We start from the raw sequence: 26,808 nt of genomic DNA on the forward strand, positions 1-26,808 counted from the left end.
TCGCTCTCGGTATTACCCGAACCCATATCAAGGGTGGGCGGAGCCCGGATTTCCGTTGCCACCAACTGGTGTAAGGTGGGTAGCGAGCAATCCAGCAACCCGGGATCCCGGATCCGGCCCGGAGCGATTCCCCAAAGGGGGGGCGAACCCCATGAAACAGCCGATCGTGCTGGGCCTACTGGCCCTGGCCGTCATCACGATCATCTTCATGCCGGTGGTTCTGTCCTTGCTGTTCGTGGGCGTCGTGTTCGGCGTGTTTTTGACCGACGCCAGCCGCAACGTGAGCCACTGGCTAGGGCTTCCCCGCAAGGCGGCCCTGACCCTGGTGGTGCTGGCCCTATTGGTGCTGGCCGGAGGGCTGCTGGCGCTGATGGTGCCGCGCGTCGCGGGCCAGCTCCAAGATCTGATGGCCAACCTGCCGGCCTACCTGCGCCAGGCCAGCGCCACCCTGCGGTCCATGGACCGGGAGTGGCTGCCCCTGAGGGAGATGGCCGAGCGCTTGACGGATACTGCTGCCGATTTGCCCGCGGGGCTCGTGGGCGAAAGCGAGCGGCTGTTCTCCGAGGTGGCGGGGATCCTCTCCTCCGGGCTGGGGGCCCTCGGCGTACTGCTGATCGTGTTCGCCGTGGCCGTCTACATCGCCGTGGAACCGGGAATGTATCAGCGAGGCATCCTGTTCCTGCTCCCGGACCGCTGGCATCCGGGAGCTCGTCGGGTCATGGCGGAGACGGCCCGGACGGTGGGCTGGTGGTTCGTGGGCCAGGCCATTTCCATCATCATCCTGTTCACCGCCATGACCCTGGGGTTGTGGCTGATCGGCGTCCCCTTCGCCCTGGTGTTCGGGGCCTTCACCGGCCTGATGACCTTCATCCCCAGCCTCGGGCCGGTGATAGCCGGCGTGCCCACCCTGATCGTCGCCCTGACGCAGGGGATGCCCGAGATGCTGGTCACCCTGGGCTTGGTTATCGTCCTACAGAACCTGGAAGGGTTGTTCATCACCCCCAATATCCATCGCCGGATCATCGCGCTGCCGCCGGCCTTGGTCCTGGCCAGTGTTCTGGTCCTCGGCAACATGGTGGGAATGATCGGTCTGTTCGTCGCCATGCCCCTGGTAGTGGTGGGCCAGTCCCTCGCCCAGGGGATCAAGGCCGAGTGGCGGGCGCTGGAGAAAGCACCCTCCCAAACCGGTTCTTAAGGTCAAATCCGGGCCGCATCAGGCCTTCACCGGACACTAAAAAAGCCCGCCATTCGGCGGGCTTCCGGGGTAATCCGGGTCGTTCCGGAACCGCTGTTGGTGGAGGCGGCGGGACTCGAACCCGCGTCCGCGAGCCGTCCACTATTGGATCTACATGCTTATCCGCCCTTTCGTGTCCCGACGACGAGCCCGGGCGGCAGGGTCGAAGCCGGTTAGCCCGGTTTGGTTTAACGGCGGGTTGCCTCGGGCGGGGCGCCACCGCGATCCCGTATAGGTCGACCCTCGTGGTCCCTCGCTACGGGCGACTCGGGACGAGGGGCAGCCGGCTATGCGGCTACGGCAAACTCTTCGTTGTCGGCAGTTGTCTTTGCCCGCTGGGGAGTTTTTCGAGGGTGCCCAGCACCTCGGCATGCACCAATAGCTTGCGGGCTCACGTCGAATCCAAATCGCCCCCGTAGCTAATCGGCATCCAATGTACCAGATGGGGCCTTGCGGCGCTATCGGCAACCGGATTCACTCACTCCGACTGTGGGTGTTCAGGGAAGTTCCCCGGATCGGACAAGACCCATTCGTTGTGGGCGAATCCCCGGGTATGCCGATTTTTCCCTTGGTCAGTGCGCCCGCCACCGGGTTCAGACATGCCATCCCCCAGGCCCCTGAGGCAGTCGCTCACCCCTGGTTCTTCTCCTTGATCAGCCGCTGCTTCTGGCGCTGCCAGTCCTTTTCCTTGATGTCGTGGCGCTTGTCCACCTTCTTCTTGCCCTTGGCCAGGGCGATCTGGACCTTGGCGCGGCCCCGGGACCAGTGCATGTCCAAAGGCACGATGGTGTAGCCCTTCTGCTGGGTCTTGCCCACCAGGGTGCGCAGCTGGTGCTTGTGCAGCAGTAAGCGCCGGGTGCGGGTGGGGTCGGGGGTGATGTGGGTGGACACCTCGGGCAGCGGGGTGATGCGGGCCCCGATCAGCCAGGCCTCGCCGTGGTGGATGATGACGTGGCTTTCCTTGATGTTCACCCGCCCCGCGCGCAGCGCCTTGACCTCCCAGCCCTCGAGCTCGATGCCGGCCTCGAATTCGTCCTCGATGTGGTAATCGAAACGGGCCTTTTTGTTCTGGGCGATCTGACGCGGCGGTGCAGCCATGGGAGCGGCCTTCGGGCGGTTGCGGAAGCGCCTATCCTACCCCGGGCCGGGCGCTCCCCTCAATTGAAAGGACAGCACGTCAGCAACGGTGCACGGTTGAGGGCAGCGTGGGCAGTGGAAGTCTGATAGGCTGTCCGCCGCTTTCGGCGCTTCGGCGGTCGTTTCCTACGTTGGTGGGCCGAAGTCATCCGGCGGCGTTATCCAACGGGCAAGCATTTCCCGGCCCCGGCCGGCCCTGTCGAGCCATAGAGGGGAAAGGCAGGCCATGAGCGAACAACGGGAGCAGTGGCAGACCACCGCCGGCTTCATTATGGCAGCCGTCGGCTCGGCGGTGGGTCTCGGTAACATCTGGCGGTTTTCCTACGTCACCTACGAAAACGGCGGGGGCGCGTTCTTGGTGCCCTATCTGTTGGCGCTGTTCATCGTGGGTATCCCGCTGTTGCTGCTGGAATTCGGTATCGGCCACTACATGAAGGCCTCGGCACCGCTTTCCATGTTGCGCATCGACCGCCGTTTCCAGTGGCTCGGCTGGTGGTCGGTGGGCTTCACCATGTTCGGCATCCTGATCTACTACTGCGTGGTGATCGCCTGGTGCCTGAACTTCATAATCTTCGCGGTCTATCAGCCCTGGGTGGGCATGGCCGGCGGCGCGGATTTCTTCTTCTTTGGGGAATTTCTGGGCTCTAAGAGCCACCCTGAGGATTCCTTAAGCGGACCCTTCGACCTAACCGGCCCTCAGCTGACGGTGGTGGTATCGCTGGCCGTGGTCTGGGCTATCAACGGCGTCATCGTCGGTCGCGGTCTGCGGGCCGGCGTGGAGCCGGTGATCCGGGTGTTCATCCCGCTTCTGGTGGTGCTCATGATCGGGCTGGTGGTGTGGTCCCTGTTCCTGCCCGGGGCCGGCCAGGGGCTGAAGTGGTATCTGGAGCCCGAATGGACCAAGCTAGGCGACTGGCGGGTCTGGGTCGCCGCCATTTCCCAGATCTTCTTCACCCTGTCGCTGGGCTTCGGCATCATGATTGCCTACGCCTCCTACCTCCCCGAACGCTCCCACATCACCCGCAACGCCCTGATCACGGCCCTGGCCGACTCCGGTTTCGCGGTGTTCGCCGGGGTGGCGGTTTTCGCCACGCTGGGCTTCATGGCGCAGGCCCAGGGTGTCGGGGTGGATGAGGTGGTAACCTCGGGAATCGGCCTGGCCTTCGTCTCCTATCCCCAGGCGATCAGCGAGCTGCCGTATTTGTCGTCGGTATTCGGGGTGCTGTTCTTCACCGCCCTGGCCATCGCCGGCCTGTCGTCTTCCATCTCCCTGATCCAGGCCTTCGTCTCCGCTCTGTCCGACAAATACGACCTCGATCGCGCCAAGACCGTGGGCACCCTGTGCACCATCGGTTTCCTGTTGGGCCTGGTCTTTACTACCGGTGCCGGGGTCAGCTGGCTAGACATCGTTGACCACTTCCTCACCAGCTACGGTCTGGTCCTGGTGGGTCTGTTGGAGGCCCTGATCGTGGGCTGGGTGTTCGGCGGGGAACGCCTCGGCACCCACATCGAGGAGGCCGGTGAGTTCCGTTTCAGCGCCCACTACAGCACCTTCATGCGCCTGCTCATGACCGCTGCCCTGGCCCTGACCTGGTTCGGCCTGCAACAGGCCGAGAGCGGTCTGGGGCCGTTCCTGGCCAGGCTTTTCGTGCTTCTTTCCATCGCCGGGGTGTGGCTGCAGCGGTCGTGGCTGGACTACAGCCTCAAGGTCATCATTCCGGTGGTGCTGCTGGTACTGATCGACCAGGCCCTGATGGAGGAGCTATCGGCACCCTATGGCGGCTACCCCGCTGCCGCCGTGGTGGGCATCGGGGCCGGCTGGCTGGTGGCTACCCTGTTGCTGGCGGTGGTTATCGATCTGCACTCCTGGCGGACTGCGGAATCCCCGAAGAAGTGAGGGCCATTTGAGCAAGTTTTAAGTGTTAAGTTTTAAGTATTAAGGGACGGCGAGAAGCGGCTTTAGGCTGGGCTCGCCTTCCCGATAGCCCAATGCCTGATAGGGGCTGATTGGTTTTGCTTAACACTTAACACTTAACACTGGTTTTTTTCGGAGGCTTTCCGCAGCCATGCCCTCAATGGAGCGTAGCGAGGTCGTACCGTTTACGCCCGCGCAGATGTACGACTTGGTGATGGATATCGAGTCTTATCCGGAGTTTTTGTCCTGGTGCAGCCGCGGCCGGATCCTGGATCGGGAGGAGGACAGCCTTACCGCCGAGCTCACCCTGGAGTACAAGGGGCTGCGTAAGTCCTTCTCCACGCGCAACCGGTTCCAGCACCCCAAGCTGGTAGAGATGCGCCTGCTGGAGGGGCCCTTCCGCTTCCTGGAAGGGGTCTGGACCTTCGAGCCCCGCGAGGACGGCAGCACGCGGGTCCACATGTCCATCCAATTCGAGTTCGTCAATCGCATGCTGTCCATGATGATCGGCCCGGTCTTCCATCACGCGGTGGACACCCTGGTGGCCGACTTCCGCAAGCGCGCCGAGGCGGTCTACGGCCGCTCCTGAGGGCCCGACAAGGAGAACCAGGGATGCAGATCAGCGTGGCCTATGCCGAGCCCGATCACCAGGAATGGATCGAGTTCGAGGTCCCGGAGGGAATCACCGCCGAGGAGGCGGTGACCATGTCGGGGATTCTGGACAAATTCCCCCAACTCGACATTAACGACAAGAAGCTGGGCGTGTTCGGCAAGCCGGTCAAGCGCGAACACCCCCTGCGCGAAGGGGACCGTGTCGAGATCTACCGTGCCCTGAAGGCCGATCCCAAGAAGGCCCGCACCCGCAAGCGTCACCACAGTGATGCGGAGGATTCGGAAGGAGAGGGTGCCGCCAGCGGTGAAGCCGGCACCGATCAGGACTCGTCGGGGGAGTAGGCCTCGGGGAAGGGTGCCCCTTCCTTGACGATGCGGGCGACCTCGCCGCTGTCGTCGAAGAACAGGGTCAGCCGATGACGGGTTTCCTCGCCGTCCGCCGCGATATGGAGGTAGAGGTAGTCCCAGCGGTCCGGATGGAAGGGGTCCTGGATCAAGGGGTCGCCCAGGGTGCGCCGGACCGCGGAGCGCTCCATGCCCTCACCGAGCTTGGTCACCTGGGATTGGGTGACGAAGTTGCCCTGCTCGATCTCGGGTCGGGTGCAGCCGGCAACCGAGATGGCGAGCAACAGGGTCAGGGTGGTCAGGCGCAGCGCCGGTTTGGCCATGGAATACTCCGTAGCAGGGTCGGTCCGGTCGATTCGCCCCATGACCGGACCGGTTGTACAATGCAAAGACGAGATTGATTGTCGTTTCGGCGAAATCGGGTCCCCATCGAGGAGATAGGCATGAGCCGGGAAACCGATGAGCTCAAGCAGGCGGGACTGAAGGCTACCCGGCCCCGCTTGATGATATTACAGCTGCTCGAGGATGCCGAGGAGCGACACCTGACCGCCGAAGGCGTCTATCGCAGCCTGCTTGACGCCGGGGAGGAAGTGGGCCTGGCGACGGTCTACCGGGTTCTCACCCAGTTCGAGCAGGCCGGTCTGGTCAAGCGGCACCACTTCGACGGCGAGCGGGCCTTTTTCGAACTCGACGAGGACCAACACCACGACCACATGGTGTGCATGCGCTGCGGCCGGGTGGAGGAGTTCGTCAACGATGAGATCGAGCGGCTCCAGCAGGAGGTGGCCAAGGCCCACGACTTCAAGCTGACCAGCCATCGCATGGAGCTCTACGGCCTTTGCTCCGATTGCCGGAGCCAGGAAGAGGGGGAAGGCTAGCCCCCGGCGGCCGCCAGCATTTCCCGGGCGTTGGCGCGGGTGGACTCGGTTATGGTGGTGCTGCCCAGAATGCGGGCGATCGCCTCCACCCGCTCGTCCGCCTCCAGAGGCTCGATGCGGGTAGAGGCGCCGCCGCTGTCGGTCTCCTTGCGGATCTGCAGGTGGTGGTGGCCCTGGGCGGCTACCTGGGCCAGGTGAGTCACCGCCAGCGCCTGACCGCGATCCCCCACCGAGCGAAGCTTGCGTCCCACCATTTCCGCGACCGCACCGGAGACCCCCACGTCTACCTCGTCGAAGATCAGGGTAGGGACCTCGGTGTGCCGCGCCAGAACCACCTGCAGCCCCAGCGAGAGCCGTGACAGCTCGCCGCCCGAGGCAATCTTGCTCAGTGGCCGGGGCGGCTCCCCGGGGTTGGTGATGACCTGGTAAGTGACCCGGTCCATGCCGTGGGAACCGCCGTTTTCGGGGGTGTCGGCGGTCTCCACGGCCACCTCCAGGGCTGCATCGGGCATGCCCAGGACCTGGATCTCCTCGGTTACGCGTTCGGCCAGCTTGTCCGCCCCCGCGCGACGGATGCGGGTCAGCTCCGCCGCGGCCCCCGCGTAGGTGTCAGCGGTGCGCGCCACCTCGGCCCGGGCGGCCTCCAGGCGGGGACCCAGCTCCTCCAGCTGGTCCAGCTCGACCCGCAGGCGGACGGCCAGGTCGGGCAGCTCCCCGGGCTCGCAGTGGTGCTTGCGGGCCAGCTGATAGACGCGGTCGAGGCGCTCCTGGACCGCTTCCAAACGCTCGGGGTCGGCCTCCAGGCGGTTGAGGTAATGCCGCACCGCCTCCGCGGCTTCCTCGGTCTGGGCCAGGGCGTTGGCCACCAGGTCGCGGGCCTCGGCCAGCTCGGGATCTGTATCGGACAGCTCTGCCAGCTCCGACTGCGCCTGGCCCAGCTGCTCGGAGGTGGCCCCCTCCTGCTCGTAGAGGAGCTGTACCAAGCCCTGGGCGCCCTCCATCAGGCGATGAACCGAGCCTAATCGAGCCCGCTCCGCCTCCAGGTGTTCCGTTTCACCCGGCTCCAGGGCCAGTTCCTCCAGCTCGGCGACTTGGTAGCGCAGCAGCTCGGCGCGCTCTTCTCGCTCATCCTGGCTGCGCTCCAGCTCGGCCAGCTCCGCCGCCGCCTGCTGCCAGGTGGCCCAGGCCTGGGCCACCCAGCGGGCCTGGTCCGCCGCGCCCGCGAAGCCGTCTAGCAGGTCGCGCTGGGTGGCAGCATGCAGCAGGGTGTGGTGCTCCCCCTGGCCGTGGATGTCCACCAGCCATTCGCCCAGATCCTTGAGGGTCTGCACCGGTACTGCCCGCCCGTTGACGAAAGCCTTGGAGCGCCCTTCCCGGGAAAGCACGCGGCGGATCAAGCATTCGCCGTCTTCGCCGGTAAGGGCCTGCTCCCGCAGCAGGATGGCTGCGGGGCTGTCGGCGGGCAGATCGAATTCCGCCGTAACTTCGGCCTGTTCGGCGCCGGAGCGGATCTGGTCCAGGTCCGCGCGATCCCCCAGCACCAGCCCCAGGGCGTCCACCAGGATCGACTTGCCGGCACCGGTCTCGCCCGTGAGCACGGTGAAACCATCCCTTAGGTCGACGTCGCAGGCGGCTATTACCGCCAGGTTGCGGATGGCGAGGTGGCGCAACATGTCAGCGGGTCCGTTGGCTGGCTGTCGTCAATTGCGCTCGCCCCAGCTGAATTTTTCGCGCAGCACGTCAAAGTAGTTCCGGCGTGGGTCGGACAGCAGGTGAACATTGTGCTCGTCGCGCTGGATGTGGATGCGGTCGCCGTCGGCCAGCGCGAAGTTGGTCTGGCCGTCGAGGGTAAGCTGGATCTCCCCGGGATTGTTCACCAGGACTACCTCGATGTGGCTGTGGCCGGGCAGGGCGATGGGGCGGTTGGTGAGGGTGTGCGGGCATACCGGGACCAGAATGAACGCTCGCATCGCTGGGTGCACAATGGGCCCGCCCGCGGAAAGCGCGTAGGCGGTGGAGCCGGTGGGGCTGGCCGCGATTAGCCCATCGGAGCGCTGGCTGAACAAGAACTGGCCGTCCACGTAGGTCTCCATCTCCACCATGCGGGCGATGTTGCCCCGATGGATGACCACGTCGTTGAAGGCCCGCTCCACGGCCAGGTCGCCGGCCTCGCGCTGTACCCGGATGTGGAGCATCATGCGCTCTTCCACCTGGTACTCGCCGGCCAAAAGCGCCTCCAGGCTGTCCTCGACATTGGTCAGGCTGGTCTCGGTGAGAAAGCCTAGCCGCCCCAGGTTCACCCCAACCAGGGGAATCTCGTACTCGCAAAGGTGGCGGGCCGCGCCGAGCAGGGTGCCGTCGCCGCCAACTACCAAAACCAGGTCGGAGCGGCTGCCTATGGCAGCCAGGCTGGTAGGTTCGTGTCTGGCCCCGGTGGGCAGCTCGCCAGAGGTGGCGCGCTCCACCAGGACCTCGACGCCGGCGGCATTCAGCATTTCCACCAAGTGGGCCACCGACTGCCGGACGTCGGGGTCGCCGTATTTGCCGATGAGGGCAACCGTCTGGAAGTCGCTCGTCTGCACGGTGCGGATCCGATGGGACGGGAAGGGTGGGGCGAAGCGAGAAACGCCCTCGTTGCAGGGATTCAACCTAGCACGGCCCGCGAGGACCGCCAAGGCAGGCCAGCTCAGGCCCTGAAGAGATAGGGCGCAAATTGACACCCCTTGGGGGCGTTGCTAGCGTCCGCCGGCAGCAGGCCGAGGGCTGAAAAAGCTCCCCCACGCGCGAACCAGAGGTAACGGCCTTTGCAACCCGAGCTGGACAATCGCGCCAAGCAGGTCCTTAAGACTCTGGTCCGGCTCTATATCGAAGCCGGGGCGCCGGTGGGCTCTCGGGTTCTGGCCCGGGAAGCGGGGCTTGAGATTAGCCCGGCCACCATCCGCAATATTGTGGCCGATCTGGAGGAACTGGGCTTGGTGCGCTCGCCGCATACCAGCGCCGGGCGCGTGCCCACCAGCCGAGGCTATCGGCTCTTCGTCGCCATCATGCTGGAGACGCGGCCGCTGGGAGCCGAGGAACAGGCCCAGATCCGGGAAAGCCTCTACCAGCAGGCCTCGGACATCTACCAGCTCTACCACGCGGCTGGCCGGCTCATTTCCGGGCATACCCACTATGTGGGCATCGTTTTGGTACCCCGCTTGGGGCAGGGGCGGTTTCGCCAGATCGATTTTCTAACCCTGGCCCAGTACCGCATTCTGGCCATCCTGGTAACCACCACGGGTATCGTCCAGAACCGCATCGTCGAGTTGGACCGGGTGGTGTCGGAGAGCGAGCTGGAGCGGTCGGCCAATTACCTCAACGAGCGCTTCGCCGGTTGTTCGCTGGCCGACGTCAAACGCTGGCTGGGCGCGGAGAAAGGCGGACAGGCCGAGGTCCTGGAGGATCTGGCTGCGGATGTCGGCTGGTCCGCTCTGGATTTCGAGGCGGATGAAGAGCTCTTCGTGGAAGGCCAGGGCAACCTGTTGGACTATCCCGAGTTCGCCCATAGCCAACGGTTGCGGGAGCTATTCGAGGTACTAGAGGAGCCCGACGAGGTCGCTCGCGTCCTGGCCGATGTTTCCGACAAGGCCGGGGTTCAGCTACGAATTGGCGAAGAAATGGGCCACGCCGCCCTGGAGGACTGCAGCGTGGTCACCGCCAACTACCGGACCGAGGATGACGGCCTGGGTACGGTTGCTGTCATCGGCCCGGCCCGCATGAATTACGCCGCCACCATCCCCTTTGTTGATTGCACCGCCCAGCAACTGTCTTCGGTGCTGTCCCTCAACGGGCCCCCGACCGGCCAGCCCTCGGCCTAGACCTGGTTTGCCGCTCCCTATAAACCTCTCGGGGTCCCGCTCCGGGAATTTTTTACGAGCTAAACCGGTTGTGGGTTGAAAGCGGGAGAGGCGGGCCCCATTTAGGGACAAGTCAAACGCAGGAACCCGACGAACGCAATCCGACATCGGTCGGACCGGTAATCGCAGGAATAGCCAAGAGGGAGCCATGAGCGACCCCAACAAGGACACCCAGGGCGCCCAGGAGGCCACCGAGCAGGCAAGCGAGCACCAGCCCGGCGAGGCCGAGGCTTCTGGGCAGGAGGCAGGTGCTGCTCAGCAGGAAGTCGAAAACCTTCCCCACGATCTCGATACCCTGCGGAGCAAGGCCTTGGAAATGGCCGGCAAGGTCGAGGAGCTCGAGGCGTCCGTCACCAGCTACCAGGAACAGGCGCTGCGCGCCAAGGCCGAGGGCGAAAACGCGCGCCGCCGGGCCGAAAAGGACGCCGAGAACACCCGCAAGTATGCTCTGGAGGGGTTTCTTAAGGAATTCCTCCCGGTTAAGGACAGCCTAGAGATGGCCCTTCGGGTCGAGGTGGAGGAGGGCGCCGAAAGCGCCCAGAAGCTCCACAAGGGTGTCGAGATGACCCTCAATATGCTCAATGAGCTGATGCAGAAGTACGGCGTCACCGAGATCGACCCGTACGAGGAGAAATTCGACCCCAACTTCCACCAGGCCATGACCACTGTGGAGACCGGGGGCGAGCCCAACCGGGTGACCGCTGTCATGCAGAAAGGGTATCTCCTCAATGAGCGCTTGGTCCGCCCGGCCATGGTGGAGGTCTCCGTGAGCCCGAGTGCCACCGGCGCGTCCGCAGGCGACGAATCCGAGGGTGGGGCCTGAGCCGGGCGCCGCCGACGAGTAACCGAACATCCGTATTAATTCCGCAAGGGGATAGGGCCATGAGCAAGATCATCGGCATCGATCTAGGTACCACCAACTCCTGCGTCGCTGTCATGGAAGGCGATCGCACGCGAGTCATCGAGAACAGCGAGGGTGACCGCACCACGCCGTCCATGGTGGCGTTCACTGAGGACGGTGAGCGCTTGGTGGGCCAGGCCGCCAAGCGCCAGGCGGTGACCAATCCCGACCGCACGCTGTACGCCATCAAGCGCCTGATCGGGCGTCGCTTCGACGATCCCACCACCAAGAAGGACATCGAGCAGGTGCCCTTCCAGATCGTCGAGGCCGACAACGGGGATGCCTGGGTCCAGGTGGACGACAAGAAGTACGCCCCGCCGGAGATCTCGGCCATGGTGCTGCAGAAGATGAAGCAGACGGCTGAGGACTATCTGGGCGAGGAGGTCACCGAAGCGGTGGTCACCGTGCCGGCGTACTTCAACGACTCCCAGCGCCAGGCCACCAAGGACGCCGGCCGCATCGCCGGTCTCGAGGTCAAGCGCATCATCAACGAGCCCACCGCGGCGTCGTTGGCCTACGGCCTGGATAAGAAGGAAAGTGGCCAGGGCAAGGACCGCAAGGTGGCGGTCTATGATCTCGGCGGCGGCACCTTTGATATCTCTCTCATCGACATCGCCGACATCGAGGGTGAGTCTTCCTTCGAGGTGATGGCCACCAGCGGCGACACCTTCCTCGGCGGCGAAGACTTCGATCTGCGCCTGGTGGACCACCTGGCTGACGAGTTCAAGTCCGAGGAGGGCATCGATCTGCGCAATGACCGGCTGGCCCTGCAGCGACTCAAGGACGCCGCCGAGAAGGCCAAGATCGAGCTGTCCTCGAGCCAGCAGACCACGGTGAGCCTGCCGTTCATCACCGCCGACCAGAATGGGCCCAAGCACCTCGAGATCAAGGTGACCCGGGCCAAGTTCGAGTCCCTGGTGGAGGACTTGGTGCAGCGCAGCATCGAGCCCTGCAAGACCGCGATGAAGGATGCCGGCGTCTCCGCCAGCGAGATCGACGACATCATCCTGGTGGGGGGCCAGACCCGCATGCCCCAGGTCCAGGAGCAGGTCAAGGCGTTCTTCGGCAAGGAGCCGCGCAAGGACGTTAATCCGGACGAGGTGGTGGCCATCGGTGCCGCTATTCAGGGCGGCGTGCTCGCCGGCGACGTCAAGGATGTCCTGCTCATGGACGTGACGCCGCTTTCACTGGGCATCGAGACCCTGGGCGGGGTGATGACCAAGCTCATCGAGAAGAACACGACCATCCCGACCAGCGCGTCGCAGGTGTTCTCCACGGCCGAGGACAACCAGAATGCGGTGACCATCCACGTGCTCCAGGGCGAGCGCGAGATGGCCAGCGGCAACAAGTCCCTGGGCCGCTTCGATCTGAGCGACATCCCGCCGGCGCCCCGCGGGGTACCGCAGATCGAGGTCACCTTCGACATCGACGCCAACGGTCTCCTCAACGTCTCCGCCAAGGACAAGGGCACCGGCAAGGAGCAGTCCATCCAGATCCGGGCCGGCTCCGGCCTGTCCGATGAAGAGGTGGAGCAGATGGTCCGGGACGCCGAGGAGCACGAGGAAGAGGACAAGCGCCAGCGCGAGCTGGTGGAGTCCCGGAATCAGGCCGATACCCTCATCCACTCCACCCGCAAGTCGCTTGAGGATTACGGCGACAAGGTGACCGAGGAAGACAAGCAGAACATCGAATCGGCCATCAGCGAGCTGGAGCAGGTCATGGACGGTGACGATAAGGAAGCCATCGACCAGGCCATGGAGAAGCTGGCCCAGGCCTCCCACAAGCTCGCCGAGCAGGCCTACCAGCAGGCCGGCGCCGAGCAGACGGGCGCCGAGGCCGGTGGCGAGCAGTCCTCATCCGAGGACGAGGATGTCATCGACGCGGAATTCACCGAGGGTGATGACGACCAAAGCAAGAATCAGTAAGGTCGTCGCCGCCTAAGGGTGTGGATCAGGCGCGGGGCCCCCGCGCCTGATTGCCATTACAGCCCATGCTGAAGGTATTGTCCTGGCTCAGCTTGTTTGTCGGCGCTAGTGGCAAGGCGGGCTGAGCGGTGCGTAGTGACGCTACATGAGCGAAGCGCAACGCCGGCCACGGGCGCAGACAGGCAAGCCCGGCGGGAGCCCCCAGCGCTCCGCCTGCGGCGTTAGGCTCGCTTGACGTGGGCCCACCCCGGCTCCGGTTCGCCGATCGAATAGACAACGGGGCGGCGCGTAAGCGGCGACCACGCCGGCGCTCGCCTGCCTTGCAGGCGAAACGCTGTGGGGCTCTGAGACATGACCATACCTTCAGCATGGGCTGTAGCCACCCTGGACAAGCGATAAAAGGACGGAAGGGATCCCATGGCGCAGCGCGACTATTACGAGATCCTCGGAGTCGCCAAGGACGCCTCCGACGAGGACCTCAAGAAAGCCTACCGGCGCCTGGCCATGCAGTACCACCCGGACCGCAATCCGGATGAGGCGGACGCCGAGGAGAATTTCAAGGAGGCCAAGGAGGCCTACGAGGTCCTGTCGGACCCGGAGAAGCGCGCCGCCTATGACCGATTCGGCCACGCCGGGGTTTCCGGGGCCGGTGGTGGTGGCGCCGGTGCCGGGGCTGGGGCCGAAGGCTTCGGCGGCTTCGGTGGCTTCAGCGACATCTTCGGCGACATCTTCGGCGATATGTTCGGCGGCGGTCGGGGCGGCCAGCGTGCCCACCGGGGCGCGGATCTGCGTTACGCCCTGGACCTGGCCTTGGAGGATGCCGCCAATGGCACCACGGTGACCATTCGCGTGCCGTCGCGCACCGAATGCGACAGCTGCAGTGGTTCCGGCGCCAAACCCGGCACCTCCAAGACCCGGTGCACCACTTGCGGCGGCATGGGCCAGGTGCGCATGCAGCAAGGCTTCTTCTCGGTCACTCAGCCTTGCCCCGACTGCGGCGGCGATGGTGAGAAGATCGAGGAGCCCTGCCCGGACTGCCGGGGCACCGGTTTCCAGCGCCAGGAGAAGAATCTGGAGGTCAATGTCCCGTCCGGTGTCGATACCGGCGACCGCATCCGTCTTTCCGGCGAGGGCGAGCCCGGGGACCACGGCGGCCCGCGCGGGGACCTATTCGTTGAGGTTCGTATCAAGCCGCACCCCATCTTCGAGCGCGATGGCGATGACCTGCGCTGCGAGGTGCCCATCAGCATCACCCAGGCCGCCCTGGGGGACTCGATAACGGTGCCCACCCTGGAAGGGGAGGCCAATATGAAGGTCCCCGGGGGCACCCAGTCCGGCAAGACCTTCCGGCTGCGCGGCAAGGGTATCAAGGGGGTGCGCTCGGCCAAGCCGGGCGATCTGCTGTGCACGGTGCGTGTGGAGACCCCGGTCAACCTCAGCGAGCGGCAGAAGGAGCTGCTGCGCGAGCTGGAGCAAGAGGCCGATCAGGGCGATGGGTCCCATCCCCACAGCAAGTCCTGGTGGGAGAAGGTGCGCGAGTTCCTGGACCGGCTCGCCTCTTGACTGAGACGTGATGGGTGAGAAGTGAGGCGAGGTGGTGAGGTTGGCTTCGCCGTCCACAACGGTTGCCGTCGCCGCTACCCCTCACGCCTAGCACCTTCCTCCTTATTCACATCTGCGGCCATTTGCGGATAACCGGCCTTTTTAGGAGGGAAGCAGTGACCCGGATCGTAATCACCGGTGCCTCCGGGCGCATGGGTTCCAATCTGCTGCGAGCCGTGAGCGAGGGCGAGGCCACCGAGCTGACCGGAGCCATCGACCGCCCGGGAGCCGAGACCGTTGGCCGGGATGCCGGGGAGCTTGCCGGTACGGGCCCACTGGGTGTGACGGTGGGCGAGGATCTGGCGGATGCCCTGGATGGGGCCGACGTCGTGATCGACTTCACCCTCCCCGAGGCCACCGCCCGTTACGCCCAGCAGTGCGCCGAGGCCGGCGTGGGTCTGGTGGTGGGCACCACCGGGTTCGATGCCGCGCAGCGCAAGGCCCTGGAAGGGGCTGCGGGGCAAGTGCCCCTAGTCGTGGCGCCCAACATGAGCATCGGCGTCAACCTGACCTTCAAGGTGCTGGATACGGTTGCTCGGGCCCTGGGCGACGACTACGACGTGGAAATCATCGAGGCCCACCACCGCAACAAGGTGGACGCCCCCTCGGGCACCGCCCTGCGCATGGGCGAGGTGGTGGCCGGGGCTCTGGGCCGGAGCCTGGACGCCAACGCCGTCTACGGCCGCGAGGGCCGCACCGGGGTGCGCGACCGCGAGACCATTGGCTTCGAGACCATCCGGGCCGGCGACATCGTCGGCGAGCACACCGTCATGTTCGCCGGGGCCGGCGAACGGGTGGAGATCGGCCACAAGGCCTCGAGCCGCATGACCTTCGCCTCCGGAGCGGTGCGCGCGGCGCGCTGGGTGACCGGTCAGAGCCCGGGCTGGTACGACATGCAGGATGTGCTGGGGCTGCGCTGACAGCCCGCTCGGATCCGGGGCGCTTTGACGGGTTGGTTTCGTTGACAGGTGCCGGCCAGCGGGCTAGCCTCTCCGTCTTACCAGACACTGTGAGCGCCCGCGAGCCGCGGGCGGCCCGGACCGGCCCAGCCGGTTCTCGGCAGGTAACGCGGGAGCACTGTCTCCCGCTTTTGTGTGTCTGAACGCATGCCGCGCCGCCGGACCGGCGGCCCATCCGACGTCCCAAAGCTTGGGGGACCGCTGTGAGCGGATCGGCGATCCTGGCCCTGGAAGACGGCACCATCTTCGAGGGGTACTCCATTGGCGTGCCCGGCCGAAGCCTCGGCGAGGTGTGCTTCAACACTGCCATGACCGGGTACCAGGAGATCCTGACCGATCCTTCCTATGCCCGACAGATCGTCACCCTGACCTATCCGCACATCGGCAGCGTCGGGACCAACGCCGCCGACGATGAGAGCCGCCAGGTGTTCGCCTCCGGGCTGGTGATCCGCGATCTGCCACCGCAGGCTAGTAGCTGGCGGGCCGAGGAAGGCCTGACCGACTACTTACAGCGCAGCGAGGTGGTGGCGCTGGCCGGGATCGATACCCGCGACCTGGTTACCCACCTGCGGGACCACGGTGCCCAGCGCGGCGTCATCGCCGCCGGGGAGGCGCTGGATGCCGATGCCCTAGTGGCCGAGGCCCGGGGCTTCCCCGGTCTGACCGGGATGGACCTGGCAGGTGAGGTTACAACGCCGTCGAGCTATCCCTTCACCGGGGGTACCTGGTCCCTGGAGGGCGGCCTTCCCGGGGCGAGGGCGGCCGAGCAGCTGACATACCATGTGGTCGCCCTGGATTACGGCTGCAAGCGCAATATCCTGCGACTGCTGGTGGACCGGGGCTGTCGGGTCACGGTCATGCCCGCCACCGCCACTGCCGATGAGGTGCTGGCCGCCGAGCCCGACGGCATCTTCCTGTCCAATGGCCCGGGCGACCCGGAGCCCGTGACCTACGCCATCGATACCCTGCGTGCACTGCTGGATTCGGATGTTCCCATCTTCGGCATCTGCCTTGGTCACCAGCTGCTGTGCCTGGCCGAAGGGGCACGCTCGAGCAAGCTTAAGTTCGGCCATCGCGGGGCCAACCACCCGGTTAAGAATTATGCCACCGGCGTGGTGGAGATCACCGCCCAGAATCACGGATTCGCCGTGGATGCCGACACCCTGCCCGCGACCCTGGAGGTCACCCACATATCCCTGTTCGATGGCACCCTGGAAGGGGTTCGGCATACCACCAAGCCTGCCTTCTCGGTGCAGTACCACCCGGAGGCGAGCCCCGGTCCCCACGATTCCCAATACCTGTTCGATGCGTTTCTCGCGCGGATTCGCGACCGCCGCGGCTCAGTTTCGCCGAGCTACTAAGGAGAATAGAAGTTTTGTCAGGGTGCTTCGCCCGGGGCTGGCGGCAAACCGCTCCGGGGGACCCCGCCCTTCGGGCACCCCCAGTCGCTTATTGCCGCCAGCCCCGGGCGCTTGGCGGGACTTTACTTCTGTTCCTTTTAGTAACTGGTTACGCGGGGGCGCGAAGCGCACACCGCAGCCCGGTTTCGCCGAGCTAACTGGTTACGCGGGGGCGCGAAGCGCACACCGCGGGGGGAGCCCGGACTGGCCGGTCGTCACCAGGTCTGAAGCCTTGACCAGGCGCGCCCGGCCTGCCGGGACACCCGGCCCGCCTTAGCGAACCGAAACACCCAGCGGTGATGGCGGCCCAAAGCGGGCCGTGCCATACCGCCACGTTGAGCCAAGCTAGAATGCCCAAGCGCAGCGATATCCAGTCCGTTCTGATCATCGGCTCCGGCCCGATCATCATCGGCCAGGCCTGCGAGTTCGACTACTCCGGCGCCCAGGCTTGCAAGGCCCTGCGCGAGGAGGGCTACCGGGTCATCCTGGTGAACTCCAATCCGGCCACCATCATGACCGACCCGGATATGGCCGACGCCACCTACGTCGAGCCACTGGACTGGGAATCGGTGGCCAAGATCATCGAGCGCGAGCGCCCCGACGCCGTCCTGCCCACCATGGGGGGCCAGACCGGGCTCAACTGCGCTCTGGATCTGGATCGCTACGGGGTTCTCGCCGAGTATGGCGTGGATCTCATCGGCGCCTCCAAGGAGGCCATCGACAAGGCCGAGGACCGGGATTCCTTTAAACAGGCCATGGAGAAGATCGGCCTGGGCCTGCCGCGCTCCGCCTTCGCCCACTCCGTAGAGGAAGCCCAGGAGGTGATGGAGTACGTGGGCTTCCCCACCATCATTCGGCCCTGCTTCACCCTGGGCGGATCCGGCGGCGGCATCGCCTACAATCGGGAGGAATTCGAGGAGATGGTGGGGATTGGCCTGGAGGCCAGCCCCACCAACGAGATCCTCCTGGAAGAGTCCATCATCGGTTGGAAGGAATACGAGATGGAGGTGGTCCGCGACAAGGCGGACAACTGCATCATCATCTGCTCCATCGAGAACCTAGACCCCATGGGGGTGCACACCGGTGACTCGGTGACCGTGGCGCCGTCGCAGACGCTCACCGACAAGGAATACCAGGTCATGCGCGACGCCAGTCTCGCGGTGCTGCGCGAAATCGGCGTCGAGACCGGCGGCTCCAACGTCCAGTTCGCAGTGAACCCCGACGACGGCCGGCTGGTCATCATCGAGATGAATCCGCGGGTGTCGCGCTCGTCGGCGCTGGCCTCCAAGGCCACCGGCTTCCCCATTGCCAAGATCGCCGCCAAGCTGGCGGTAGGCTACACCCTCGACGAGCTGCAAAACGACATTACCAAGGTAACCCCGGCCTCCTTCGAGCCCACCATCGACTACGTGGTCACCAAGATCCCGCGGTTCACCTTCGAGAAGTTCCCCCAGGCCGACCGCACCCTGACCACCCAGATGAAATCGGTGGGGGAGGTCATGGCCATCGGCCGGACCTTCCCCGAGTCTCTGCAGAAGGCCCTGCGCGGCCTGGAGCAGGGGAGCCACGGCCTCGAGGAGCGCATCGCCTCGGAGGTGACCGATGACACCGAGATCCCCGAGCGCCTCGACCACTATCTGCGCAATCCCGGCGCCCCCCGGCTGTGGTACATCGCCGACGCCTTCCGCCACGGCCTGTCCCTGGACGAAGTGTTCGAGCGCACCTGGATCGACCGCTGGTTCCTCGCGCAGTTGGAGGCCATCGTCACCGCCGAGAAGGCCCTGGCGGGGCTGACCCTGGAGGACCTGGACGCCGCCGCCCTGCGCCGCTACAAGCGCCTGGGCTTCGCCGACCGCCGGCTGGCCGACCTGCTCGGTACTCCCGAGGCCTCGGTGCGCGCCCGGCGGACCAAGCTCGGGGTGCATCCGGTTTTCAAGCGAGTGGACACCTGCGCCGGCGAGCTCGCCTCGTACACCCCCTATCTGTACTCCACCTTCGAGGCCACCTGCGAGGCCAACCCCACCGACCGGCCTAAGATCATGGTGCTGGGGTCGGGGCCCAATCGCATCGGGCAGGGCATCGAGTTCGACTACTGCTGCGTCCACGCCAGCCTGTCGCTGTCCGAGGACGGGTTCGAGACCATCATGGTCAATTGCAACCCGGAGACGGTGTCCACCGACTACGATACCTCAGACCGCCTCTACTTCGAGCCGCTGACCCTGGAGGACGTGCTGGCTATCGTCCAGTTGGAGCAGCCCGACGGCGTGATCGTGCAATTCGGCGGCCAGACCCCGCTCAAGCTTGCGAACGACCTGGAGGCCGCCGGCGTGCCCATCATCGGCACTTCCCCCGACGCCATCGATCTCGCCGAGGACCGTGAGCGCTTCCAAAATCTGATCGGCCGGCTGGGACTCAAGCAGCCGCCCAACCGCATCGCCACAACCCCGGTCCAGGCCCGCGAGGCGGCGCGCGAAGTGGGCTACCCGCTGCTGGTGCGGCCCTCCTACGTGCTCGGCGGCCGGGCCATGGAGATCGTCTACTCCGAGGCCGACCTCGACCGCTACATGACCGAGGCGGTGCGGGTCTCCGAGGACCACCCGGTGCTTCTCGACCGCTTCCTGATGGAGGCCGCCGAGCTCGACGTGGACGCTGTGGCCGATGGCGACAAGGTGGTCATCGGCGGGGTTATGGAGCACATCGAGGAAGCCGGGGTCCATTCCGGCGACTCCGCGTGCTCGCTGCCCCCGTACGACATGGCCCCGGAGATCCTTGAAGAGGTCCGGCGCCAGACCAAGATCCTGGCCCAGGCCCTGCACGTGGTGGGGCTGATCAACGTGCAGTTTGCCGTGCAAGAGGGTGCGGTTTACGTTCTGGAGGTGAACCCCCGCGCCGCTCGCACCGTGCCGTTCGTGTCCAAGGCCACCGCCCGGCCTTTGGCCAAGATCGCGGCGCGTGCCATGGCCGGTCGGTCGCTGGCCGAGCAGGGCGTGGTGGGGGAGGTGGTGCCCCCGTTTTACTCGGTCAAGGAATCGGTATTCCCCTTCATCAAGTTCCCGGGTGTGGATACCCTGCTCGGTCCGGAGATGAAGTCTACGGGCGAGGTCATGGGGGTGGGCAAGACCTTCGGCGCCGCCTACGCCAAGGCCCAGGGCGGCGCCGGGGTGCGCCTGCCCGAGAAGGGCCGGGTGTTTGTTTCGGTTCGCGACGCCGACAAGGAAGGGGTGGTCCCCATCGTGCGCCGCATGACCGAGCTCGGCTTCGAGTTCATAGCCACCCGGGGCACCGCTGCCGTATTGCAGGAGGCGGGGATGGCGGTCACGGTGGTCAACAAGGTCAAGGAAGGCCGGCCCCACATCGTGGACCGCATCAAAAACGGCGACATCGCCATGATCTTCAACACGGCGGCCGGCAAGAGCGCTGTGGCGGATTCCTATTCCATCCGCCGCACCGCCCTTCAGCACGGCGTAACCTATTTCACCACGCTGGCCGGCGCCGAAGCTTCTGCAGCGGCCATTGCCCGCCTCCGGGAAGGCCCCATGCAGGTACGTAAGCTTCAGGAACTGGCTCAGCTGCGAGAGGAAAAACCGGCATGACCGATCAAGTGCCCATGACCAAACAGGGCGCGCAACAGCTCAAGGACGAGCTCTACCGGCTCAAGCACGAGGAGCGTCCGCGTGTGGTGGATGCCATTGCCACCGCCAGGGAGCACGGCGACTTGTCCGAAAACGCCGAATACGATGCGGCCAAGGAGGAGCAGGCCTTCATCGAATCGCGCATCCGCGAGCTGGAGGACAAGATCGCGCGCGCCCAGGTGATCGATCCCGCCGAAATCGACATGGACACGGTCGCCTTCGGTGCCACCGTGACCCTGGTGGACGAGGAATCGGGCAACGAGGTTACCTACCAGATCGTCGGCGACGACGAGGCCGATATCAAGCAGAACAAGATCAGCATCAACGCCCCCATTGCCCGCGCCCTCATCGGCCGCGGCGAGGGCGAGTTGGCGGAGGTCCAGGCCCCGGGCGGTAACCGCAGCTACGAGATCGTCGCGATCCAGTACAAATAGGCGGTCCGTTTAGGGCTCCCCCAATGCGGGCCCGCGCGGTGGGTGGCCCGGTTGGCTCCCGGGGCTGGCGGTCCAATGGCGCAAGTCCGGCGGCGTCACGCCTCGGAGAGCTGAATGACCGGGTCTTCGGCGGGCCGGTAGAGGATGGCGATACGGCCCACCTCCTGTACCAGGTGGGCCGCGGTGCCGGCGCACAGGGATTCCGTCATGACGCGGCGCTCGGCCTTGTCGCCCTGCTGAAAGCGGACCTTGATCAGCTCGTGGTGGGCAAGGGCCTCGTCGGCGGCGGCAATGACGGCCTCGCTGACCCCGGCATCGCCCACCTGTACAACTGGTTGGAGGTGATGGGCCCGGCTCCGGAGGAACCGGTGTTGCTTGCTGGTTAGGGCGCTGGACATGGACGGGGATCCCCTGATGGAACGAATCTCGGAAGCCGAGGCCCGGCGTCTCACCGGGGCGGTGAAGATGGAGGCGGCCGCCCTGGTATTGGGCACGCCTTTCTATGGGCTCGTGGTCATGGTTATGCTTGCGGGGCCTGCGCGGCTGCTGGCACTTGCCCTATATAGCGTAGGCGCCGCCCTCTGGGTGATCGGGCGCGGCCGGCGGGTTTTGAAGAACGGGCGGCAAGGATAGCATCGAAGGCCGATGACGCGGGAGGCCTCGTGGGCAAGCGCAGCAACTGGCAGCAACGCCAGGCCAAGGATCCCTACGTGGCGGAGGCCCGCCGTCTGGGCTACCGCAGCCGTTCGCCCTTTAAGCTGATCCAGCTGGACGATCGGGACAACTTCCTCAAGCCGGGGTCGGTGGTGGTCGATCTAGGCGCGGCGCCCGGCGGCTGGTCCCAAGTCGCGGCCCAGCGTGTGGGCGAATCCGGCCGGGTAATTGGGCTCGATCGCCTGCCCATGGACCCCCTGCCCGGGGTGGCGATCATTCAGGCGGATTTCGCCGAGGATGCCGGCCTCGCCGAGTTGCGCCGGGTACTGGACGGCAGCCGGGTGGATGTGGTCCTGTCCGACATGGCCCCGGAGCTTTCCGGCATCAAGGTGGCCGACCAGGCCCGGGCCATGGAGCTTTGCGACCTGGCGGTTGAGCTCGCCCGGGAGGTCCTTCGACCCGGCGGCACGCTGGTCATGAAGGCCTTTCAGGGGGAGGGGTTCGACGAGCTGTTGCGGAGCCTGCGCGGCGAATACCGCTCGGTCGCGCCCCGCAAGCCGGAGGCCTCGCGCGGGGCGAGCGCCGAACAGTATCTGGTGGCCCGGGGTTACAAGGGCTCCGGTCGCGAGGGAAACTGAGTGCCTTTGCGTCGGTCCTACGCAACAAGGGCCGTCGGTGGGTGCGGGTTGCCGTCAAAGCTGGCGGTGACCGTTGCAACGAGACGGTCTCGATTCTAGAGTAAAACCATGTCTTGCGCCTGATGGTTCGGGCGGACCCAGTCCGTCTATGGCGATCGGACGAGGAGCGACTGTGAACAACCTTACGAAAAATATCGCCCTGTGGCTCGTGATCGGCCTAGTGCTGGTCATGGTCTTTCAGAGCTTCAGCCAGCCGCAGCAGCCCGACACCTCCGTGAGCTTTTCCGAGTTCATGAACCAGGTGGAACAGGGCAACGTCACCGAGGTGACCATCAAGGGCGAGGAGATCCGCGGCAACTACCTCAGCGGCGAGCGCTTCAAGACCTACGCGCCCAAGGATTCGGGTGTGGTCAAGGAGCTGCGGGCCAATGACGTGGCTATCACCGCCAAGCCGGAGGAGGGGACGTCCATGCTGACGTCCATCCTTATCTCCTGGTTCCCGATGCTGCTTCTGATCGCTGTCTGGATCTTCTTCATGCGGCAGATGCAGGGAGGCGGCGCCGGCGGCAAGGGCGCCATGTCGTTCGGCAAGAGCAAGGCCAAGATGCTCACCGACGACAGCAACAAGGTCCGCTTCGAGGACGTCGCCGGCATCGACGAGGCTAAGGAGGAGGTCGAGGAGCTGGTGGACTTCCTCAAGGAGCCCGAGAAGTTCCAGAAGCTCGGCGGCCATATCCCTAAGGGGGTCCTGTTCACCGGTCCGCCCGGATCGGGTAAGACCCTGCTGGGTCGGGCCGTGGCCGGTGAGGCCGGCGTGCCCTTCTTCTCTATCTCCGGCTCCGACTTCGTGGAGATGTTCGTGGGAGTGGGCGCCTCCCGTGTTCGGGATATGTTCGAGCAGGCCAAGAAGCATGCCCCTTGCATCATCTTCATCGACGAGATCGACGCCGTGGGCCGTCAGCGCGGCGCCGGGCTGGGCGGCGGCCACGACGAGCGTGAGCAGACCCTTAACCAGCTGCTCACCGAGATGGACGGCTTCGAGGGTAACGAGGGCGTCATTGTCGTCGCCGCCACCAACCGCCCGGACGTGCTTGACCCCGCCCTTCTGCGGCCGGGCCGATTCGACCGTCAGGTGGTGGTGCCGCGGCCCGACGTGCGCGGTCGGGAGTTCATCCTCAATGTGCACATGAAAAAGGTGCCCTTCGCGGACGACGTCGATCCCCACACCATCGCCCGCGGTACCCCAGGCTTTTCCGGGGCAGATCTGGAGAACCTGGTTAACGAAGCAGCGCTTATGGCCGCCCGTCGCGGTGCCCGCTTGGTGGAGATGCAGGATTTCGAGCAGGCCAAGGACAAGGTCCTGATGGGCCTGGAACGCAAGTCGGTGGTCCTCACCGAGGAGCAGCGGACCACTACGGCCTATCACGAGTCGGGTCACGCCCTGGTGGCCAAGCTGATCCCGGGCACCGATCCGGTGCACAAGGTCACCATCATCCCCCGCGGCCAGGCCATGGGGCTCACCATGCAGCTGCCCGACGAGGACAAGTACAATTACGAGCGCCAGGAAATCCTCAATAACATCGCCATTCTCATGGGCGGCCGCATCGCCGAGCAGGTCTTTCTGGATCAGATGACCACCGGCGCCGGCAACGACATCGAGCGGGCTACCGAGATGGCCCGGAAGATGGTGACTGAGTGGGGCATGTCCGAGAAGCTGGGCCCGCTCACTTACGGTGAGAAGGACGAGGAGGTCTTCCTCGGTCGCGAGGTGACTCAGCATAAGAATATCTCCGAAACCACCATCCAGGAGATCGACAGCGAGGTGCGCTCCCTTATCGAGGAGCAGTACAAGCGAGCCCGCCAGCTGATCGAGGGTAGCCGCGACACCCTCGAGATGATGGCCCAAGGCCTGCTGGAGTGGGAAACCCTGGATGCCCAGCAGATCAATGACATCATGGAAGGTCGGGATCCGCGGCCGCCCAAGGACTCCGACGGCGGCGGTCCCAGTCCCCAACCAGAGCCTTCCGACGACAACCCCGGGGGCCAGGTGGAGCCCACCGGGGGGAGGCCGGTGGAGCAGCCCTAGAACCCCGCCGTTTCCAGGGCGTATCCCGGCGCGGGCCGATGGCATTCGGCCCGCGCCTTTTACTTGGGAAGACGGACGGGCCCGGGTCCTGCGGTCCCGCCCCGCAGCAGGCGATAGCAACGCGAACAGGAGCGTCAGGATGAGCGCGGTTCTGAGCTTCGGTGAACGCACCCTGGAGCTGGACCAACCCCGGATCATGGGCATTCTTAACGTCACCCCGGACTCGTTCAGCGACGGCGGTCGCTTCTTCGATCGAGAGGCGGCCGCCGCTCATGCCCAGGAGCTGGTGGCCGCTGGAGCCGATATCCTGGATGTGGGCGGCGAATCCACCCGACCGGGGGCCGTGGAGGTCCCCCTTCAGGAGGAACTTGACCGGGTGATTCCCGTGATCGAGGCGGTATCCGAGCTGGGGGTGCCCATATCCGTGGATACGCGCAAGGCGGCCGTCATGCGCGCCGCGGCAGCGGCAGGGGCGGCGATGATCAACGATGTCTCCGCCCTTGAGCACGATCCCGAGGCGGAAGCGACTGTTGCCGAACTGGGCATGCCCGTGTGCCTGATGCACATGCAGGGCACGCCGGAAACCATGCAGGACAATCCCCGTTACCGCGACGTGGTGGCGGAGGTCAGGACCTATCTCGCCGAAAGGGCCCGGCAATGCGCGGCGGCCGGCATCGACCCGGCCAATCTCCTTCTGGATCCGGGCATCGGCTTCGGCAAGACGGTGGCGCATAACCTGGCTTTGCTGCATCATCTGGAAAATCTCGCCGATCTGAATTATCCCCTTGTGGTGGGCACCAGCCGCAAGTCCTTGGCGGGCAAGCTCTTGAACCGCGAAGTGGAGCAGCGAGTCTTCGGCGATGCCGCCGTGATCGGCTGGTTGGTGAGCCACGGTGCCGACGTAGTCCGGGTCCATGACGTCGCGGCGGCCCGGGATGTGGTCCGCATGACGCAGGCCCTTGCCACCGCGCGGATTCCGCAGTGAATCTTGATGGAACCCTTTCCCCTGCCGAGCCGTGTGGACAGGTGTAGCGCAAAAGGTTTGATCCTTTAAGCAAATGGAGGGGGTGCGACGTGAGCGGAGCGCGCAGTTTTTTCGGCACTGACGGGGTGCGCGGGCGGGTGGGTGACTGGCCCATTACCCCGGACCAGGTCCTCCAGCTCGGTTGGGCGGCCGGGCGCATCCTCACCGCCGACAATGGCGATCACCCGCGAGTGGTGATCGGCAAGGACACCCGGGTTTCCGGCTATCTGCTGGAGTCGGCTCTGGAGGCAGGCCTCTCCGGCGCAGGCGTGGATGTTCTGCTGCTCGGGCCCATGCCTACCCCCGGCATCGCCTACCTTACCCATGCCCTGCGGGCCGACGCTGGGGTGGTGATTTCGGCGTCGCACAACGCCTTCGAGGACAACGGCATCAAGCTGTTCGGTCCGGGCGGCCGCAAGCTCCCCGACGAGGTGGAGGCGGCCATCGAGGTCCAGATGGGCGAGCCCCTAGCCACGGCCGAGCCCGCCAGACTGGGCAAGGCCACCCGCATTGACGACGCCGGCGGGCGCTACATCGAATTCTGCAAGCACACCTTCCCCAAGGATCTCACCTTAGAAGGCCTGACCGTCGTGGTGGATTGCGCCCATGGTGCCACCTACCGCGTGGCGCCCCAGGTGCTGCGTGAGCTGGGCGCCGAGGTGGTCGAGATGGCGGCCCGCCCGGACGGGTTCAACATCAACGACGAGGTGGGCTCCCTCCACCCGGAGGGCATGGCCGCCGAAGTGGTTGAGCGTGGCGCCCACTTGGGTATGGCCTTCGACGGCGACGGCGACCGGGTCGTATTCGCCGATGCCAACGGGGATATCGTCGACGGCGATGGTGCCCTCTACCTGGCGGCCCTGGAGATGCAGAAGCGCGGCGAGCTTGACGGCGGGGTGGTAGGGACCGTCATGTCCAACCTGGGCCTGGAGCAGGCCCTGGCGGAGTCGGGCATCCCGTTCCACCGTGCCGCGGTGGGCGACCGGCACGTATTCCAGATGCTCACCGACAACAACTGGATCCTCGGGGGCGAGCCTTCCGGCCACGTCATGTGTCTGACCCGCAACACGACCGGTGACGGTATCGTGACCGCCCTCATGGTGCTCGCCGAGCTGGCCCGCACCGGTCAGGCCCTGACCGAAGCGGTGGCCGGGCTGACCTATTATCCCCAGACCCAGGTAGGCATCCGCCTCAGCGAGCGCCGCGATGTCAGCGGGGTGCCGGAAGTGGCCGCCGCGATCCGGGAAGTGGAGGCCGAGCTCGGCGGCGCCGGCCGGGTGGTGGTGCGCAATTCCGGCACCGAGCCCAAGGTCCGCATCATGGTGGAGGGTCGCGACGAGGCCCGCACCCGGGAGCTGGCCGAGGGCATCGCCGAGGTGGTGCGTGCCGAGATGGGCGCCGCTGAAGCTTAGGCTTCGGCAGGCAAGTGTTCAGTGTTCAGTGGGGGTGTTTAGTCGCCGGGACCTGGTGGAATCGTCGTCGGCTAGCTGTGGGGTTTAAATAGGTTGTCCACGGGTTTCATCCCAGTAACGCTGT

General features: G+C 65.6%; 23 protein-coding genes and 1 other RNA gene. 18 read left to right on the plus strand and 6 right to left on the minus strand.

Annotated elements, in window-relative coordinates:
* The first annotated feature begins 151 nt into the window (after positions 1-151).
* Positions 152-1,195 carry an AI-2E family transporter gene (locus V5A19_RS07710; protein WP_332317387.1) on the plus strand — a complete coding sequence of 348 codons (1,044 nt, stop codon included), beginning with the start codon at positions 152-154 and terminating at the stop codon, positions 1,193-1,195.
* Positions 1,196-1,292: 97 nt separating this feature from the next.
* Here the strand turns inward: V5A19_RS07710 and ssrA are convergent.
* Positions 1,293-1,649: a transfer-messenger RNA gene (ssrA, locus tag V5A19_RS07715) on the minus strand.
* Between the two features lie 215 nt (positions 1,650-1,864).
* On the minus strand, positions 1,865-2,332 hold the full coding sequence (smpB, locus tag V5A19_RS07720) for an SsrA-binding protein SmpB (protein ID WP_332317388.1): 468 nt from the start codon (positions 2,330-2,332) through the stop codon (positions 1,865-1,867).
* 265 nt (positions 2,333-2,597) lie between these two features.
* Between smpB and V5A19_RS07725 the strand changes: the two genes are divergently transcribed.
* The 3 genes from V5A19_RS07725 to V5A19_RS07735 all read left to right on the plus strand — a co-directional run bounded on the left by V5A19_RS07725 (position 2,598) and on the right by V5A19_RS07735 (position 5,240).
* On the plus strand, positions 2,598-4,268 hold the full coding sequence (locus tag V5A19_RS07725) for a sodium-dependent transporter (protein WP_332317389.1): 1,671 nt from the start codon (positions 2,598-2,600) through the stop codon (positions 4,266-4,268).
* Between the two features lie 169 nt (positions 4,269-4,437).
* On the plus strand, positions 4,438-4,875 hold the full coding sequence (locus V5A19_RS07730) for a type II toxin-antitoxin system RatA family toxin (protein ID WP_332317390.1): 438 nt from the start codon (positions 4,438-4,440) through the stop codon (positions 4,873-4,875).
* Positions 4,876-4,898: 23 nt separating this feature from the next.
* Complete coding sequence (locus tag V5A19_RS07735; protein WP_332317391.1) at positions 4,899-5,240, plus strand: RnfH family protein; 342 nt, start codon at positions 4,899-4,901, stop codon at positions 5,238-5,240.
* Here the strand turns inward: V5A19_RS07735 and V5A19_RS07740 are convergent.
* Positions 5,219-5,566 carry an outer membrane protein assembly factor BamE gene (locus V5A19_RS07740; protein WP_332317392.1) on the minus strand — a complete coding sequence of 116 codons (348 nt, stop codon included), beginning with the start codon at positions 5,564-5,566 and terminating at the stop codon, positions 5,219-5,221. The two genes, V5A19_RS07735 and V5A19_RS07740, sit on opposite strands and share 22 nt — an antisense overlap.
* Before the next feature lie 120 nt (positions 5,567-5,686).
* Between V5A19_RS07740 and fur the strand changes: the two genes are divergently transcribed.
* The gene (fur, locus tag V5A19_RS07745) at positions 5,687-6,121 is read left to right on the plus strand and encodes a ferric iron uptake transcriptional regulator (protein WP_332317393.1); all 435 of its coding nucleotides are present in this window, start codon (positions 5,687-5,689) and stop codon (positions 6,119-6,121) included.
* On the opposite strand, the gene recN is transcribed toward fur, so the two are convergent.
* Together recN and V5A19_RS07755 are read right to left on the minus strand one after the other, a co-directional pair.
* The gene (gene recN / locus V5A19_RS07750) at positions 6,118-7,794 is read right to left on the minus strand and encodes a DNA repair protein RecN (RefSeq protein ID WP_332317394.1); all 1,677 of its coding nucleotides are present in this window, start codon (positions 7,792-7,794) and stop codon (positions 6,118-6,120) included. The two genes, fur and recN, sit on opposite strands and share 4 nt — an antisense overlap.
* Positions 7,795-7,821: 27 nt before the next feature.
* Complete coding sequence (locus V5A19_RS07755; protein ID WP_332317395.1) at positions 7,822-8,703, minus strand: NAD(+) kinase; 882 nt, start codon at positions 8,701-8,703, stop codon at positions 7,822-7,824.
* Between the two features lie 222 nt (positions 8,704-8,925).
* Between V5A19_RS07755 and hrcA the strand changes: the two genes are divergently transcribed.
* The 8 genes from hrcA (at position 8,926) to greA (ending at position 20,870) form a co-directional block, all read left to right on the plus strand.
* On the plus strand, positions 8,926-9,978 hold the full coding sequence (gene hrcA, locus V5A19_RS07760) for a heat-inducible transcriptional repressor HrcA (RefSeq protein WP_332317396.1): 1,053 nt from the start codon (positions 8,926-8,928) through the stop codon (positions 9,976-9,978).
* Between the two features lie 187 nt (positions 9,979-10,165).
* Entirely contained in the window at positions 10,166-10,840 is a 675-nt protein-coding gene (gene grpE, locus V5A19_RS07765; protein ID WP_332317397.1) for a nucleotide exchange factor GrpE, read from the plus strand.
* Between the two features lie 59 nt (positions 10,841-10,899).
* Positions 10,900-12,843: a molecular chaperone DnaK gene (gene dnaK, locus V5A19_RS07770; protein WP_332317398.1), complete on the plus strand. Its 1,944-nt coding sequence runs from the start codon at positions 10,900-10,902 to the stop codon at positions 12,841-12,843.
* Positions 12,844-13,260: 417 nt separating this feature from the next.
* Complete coding sequence (gene dnaJ / locus V5A19_RS07775) at positions 13,261-14,406, plus strand: molecular chaperone DnaJ (RefSeq protein WP_332317399.1); 1,146 nt, start codon at positions 13,261-13,263, stop codon at positions 14,404-14,406.
* Positions 14,407-14,561: 155 nt separating this feature from the next.
* Positions 14,562-15,365 (plus strand): 4-hydroxy-tetrahydrodipicolinate reductase, encoded by an 804-nt coding sequence (dapB, locus tag V5A19_RS07780; RefSeq protein WP_332317400.1) that lies wholly within the window; start codon positions 14,562-14,564, stop codon positions 15,363-15,365.
* A 242-nt stretch (positions 15,366-15,607) separates the two neighbouring features.
* Positions 15,608-16,765: a glutamine-hydrolyzing carbamoyl-phosphate synthase small subunit gene (carA, locus tag V5A19_RS07785; RefSeq protein ID WP_332317401.1), complete on the plus strand. Its 1,158-nt coding sequence runs from the start codon at positions 15,608-15,610 to the stop codon at positions 16,763-16,765.
* A 389-nt stretch (positions 16,766-17,154) separates the two neighbouring features.
* Positions 17,155-20,397: a carbamoyl-phosphate synthase large subunit gene (gene carB / locus V5A19_RS07790; RefSeq protein WP_332317402.1), complete on the plus strand. Its 3,243-nt coding sequence runs from the start codon at positions 17,155-17,157 to the stop codon at positions 20,395-20,397.
* Positions 20,394-20,870: a transcription elongation factor GreA gene (gene greA / locus V5A19_RS07795; RefSeq protein WP_332317403.1), complete on the plus strand. Its 477-nt coding sequence runs from the start codon at positions 20,394-20,396 to the stop codon at positions 20,868-20,870. The genes carB and greA overlap by 4 nt, the downstream gene beginning before the upstream one ends.
* Before the next feature lie 95 nt (positions 20,871-20,965).
* On the opposite strand, the gene yhbY is transcribed toward greA, so the two are convergent.
* On the minus strand, positions 20,966-21,268 hold the full coding sequence (gene yhbY, locus V5A19_RS07800; protein WP_332317404.1) for a ribosome assembly RNA-binding protein YhbY: 303 nt from the start codon (positions 21,266-21,268) through the stop codon (positions 20,966-20,968).
* Positions 21,269-21,284: 16 nt separating this feature from the next.
* Between yhbY and V5A19_RS07805 the strand changes: the two genes are divergently transcribed.
* From V5A19_RS07805 to glmM, 5 genes are all read left to right on the plus strand, one after another.
* Positions 21,285-21,503, plus strand: a complete 219-nt coding sequence (locus tag V5A19_RS07805; protein WP_332317405.1) for a hypothetical protein — start codon at positions 21,285-21,287, stop codon at positions 21,501-21,503.
* A gap of 29 nt (positions 21,504-21,532) precedes the next feature.
* Entirely contained in the window at positions 21,533-22,162 is a 630-nt protein-coding gene (locus V5A19_RS07810) for an RlmE family RNA methyltransferase (RefSeq protein WP_332317406.1), read from the plus strand.
* A 172-nt stretch (positions 22,163-22,334) separates the two neighbouring features.
* A complete protein-coding gene (ftsH, locus tag V5A19_RS07815) occupies positions 22,335-24,248 on the plus strand; it encodes an ATP-dependent zinc metalloprotease FtsH (protein ID WP_332317407.1) in 1,914 nt (637 codons plus the stop codon).
* Positions 24,249-24,387: 139 nt separating this feature from the next.
* The gene (gene folP / locus V5A19_RS07820) at positions 24,388-25,233 is read left to right on the plus strand and encodes a dihydropteroate synthase (RefSeq protein WP_332317408.1); all 846 of its coding nucleotides are present in this window, start codon (positions 24,388-24,390) and stop codon (positions 25,231-25,233) included.
* An 89-nt stretch (positions 25,234-25,322) separates the two neighbouring features.
* Positions 25,323-26,684 carry a phosphoglucosamine mutase gene (glmM, locus tag V5A19_RS07825; protein ID WP_332317409.1) on the plus strand — a complete coding sequence of 454 codons (1,362 nt, stop codon included), beginning with the start codon at positions 25,323-25,325 and terminating at the stop codon, positions 26,682-26,684.
* Positions 26,685-26,808: the final 124 nt, after the last annotated feature.

The organism is Thiohalorhabdus sp. (assembly GCF_036628635.1).
Lineage (GTDB): Bacteria > Pseudomonadota > Gammaproteobacteria > Thiohalorhabdales > Thiohalorhabdaceae > Thiohalorhabdus.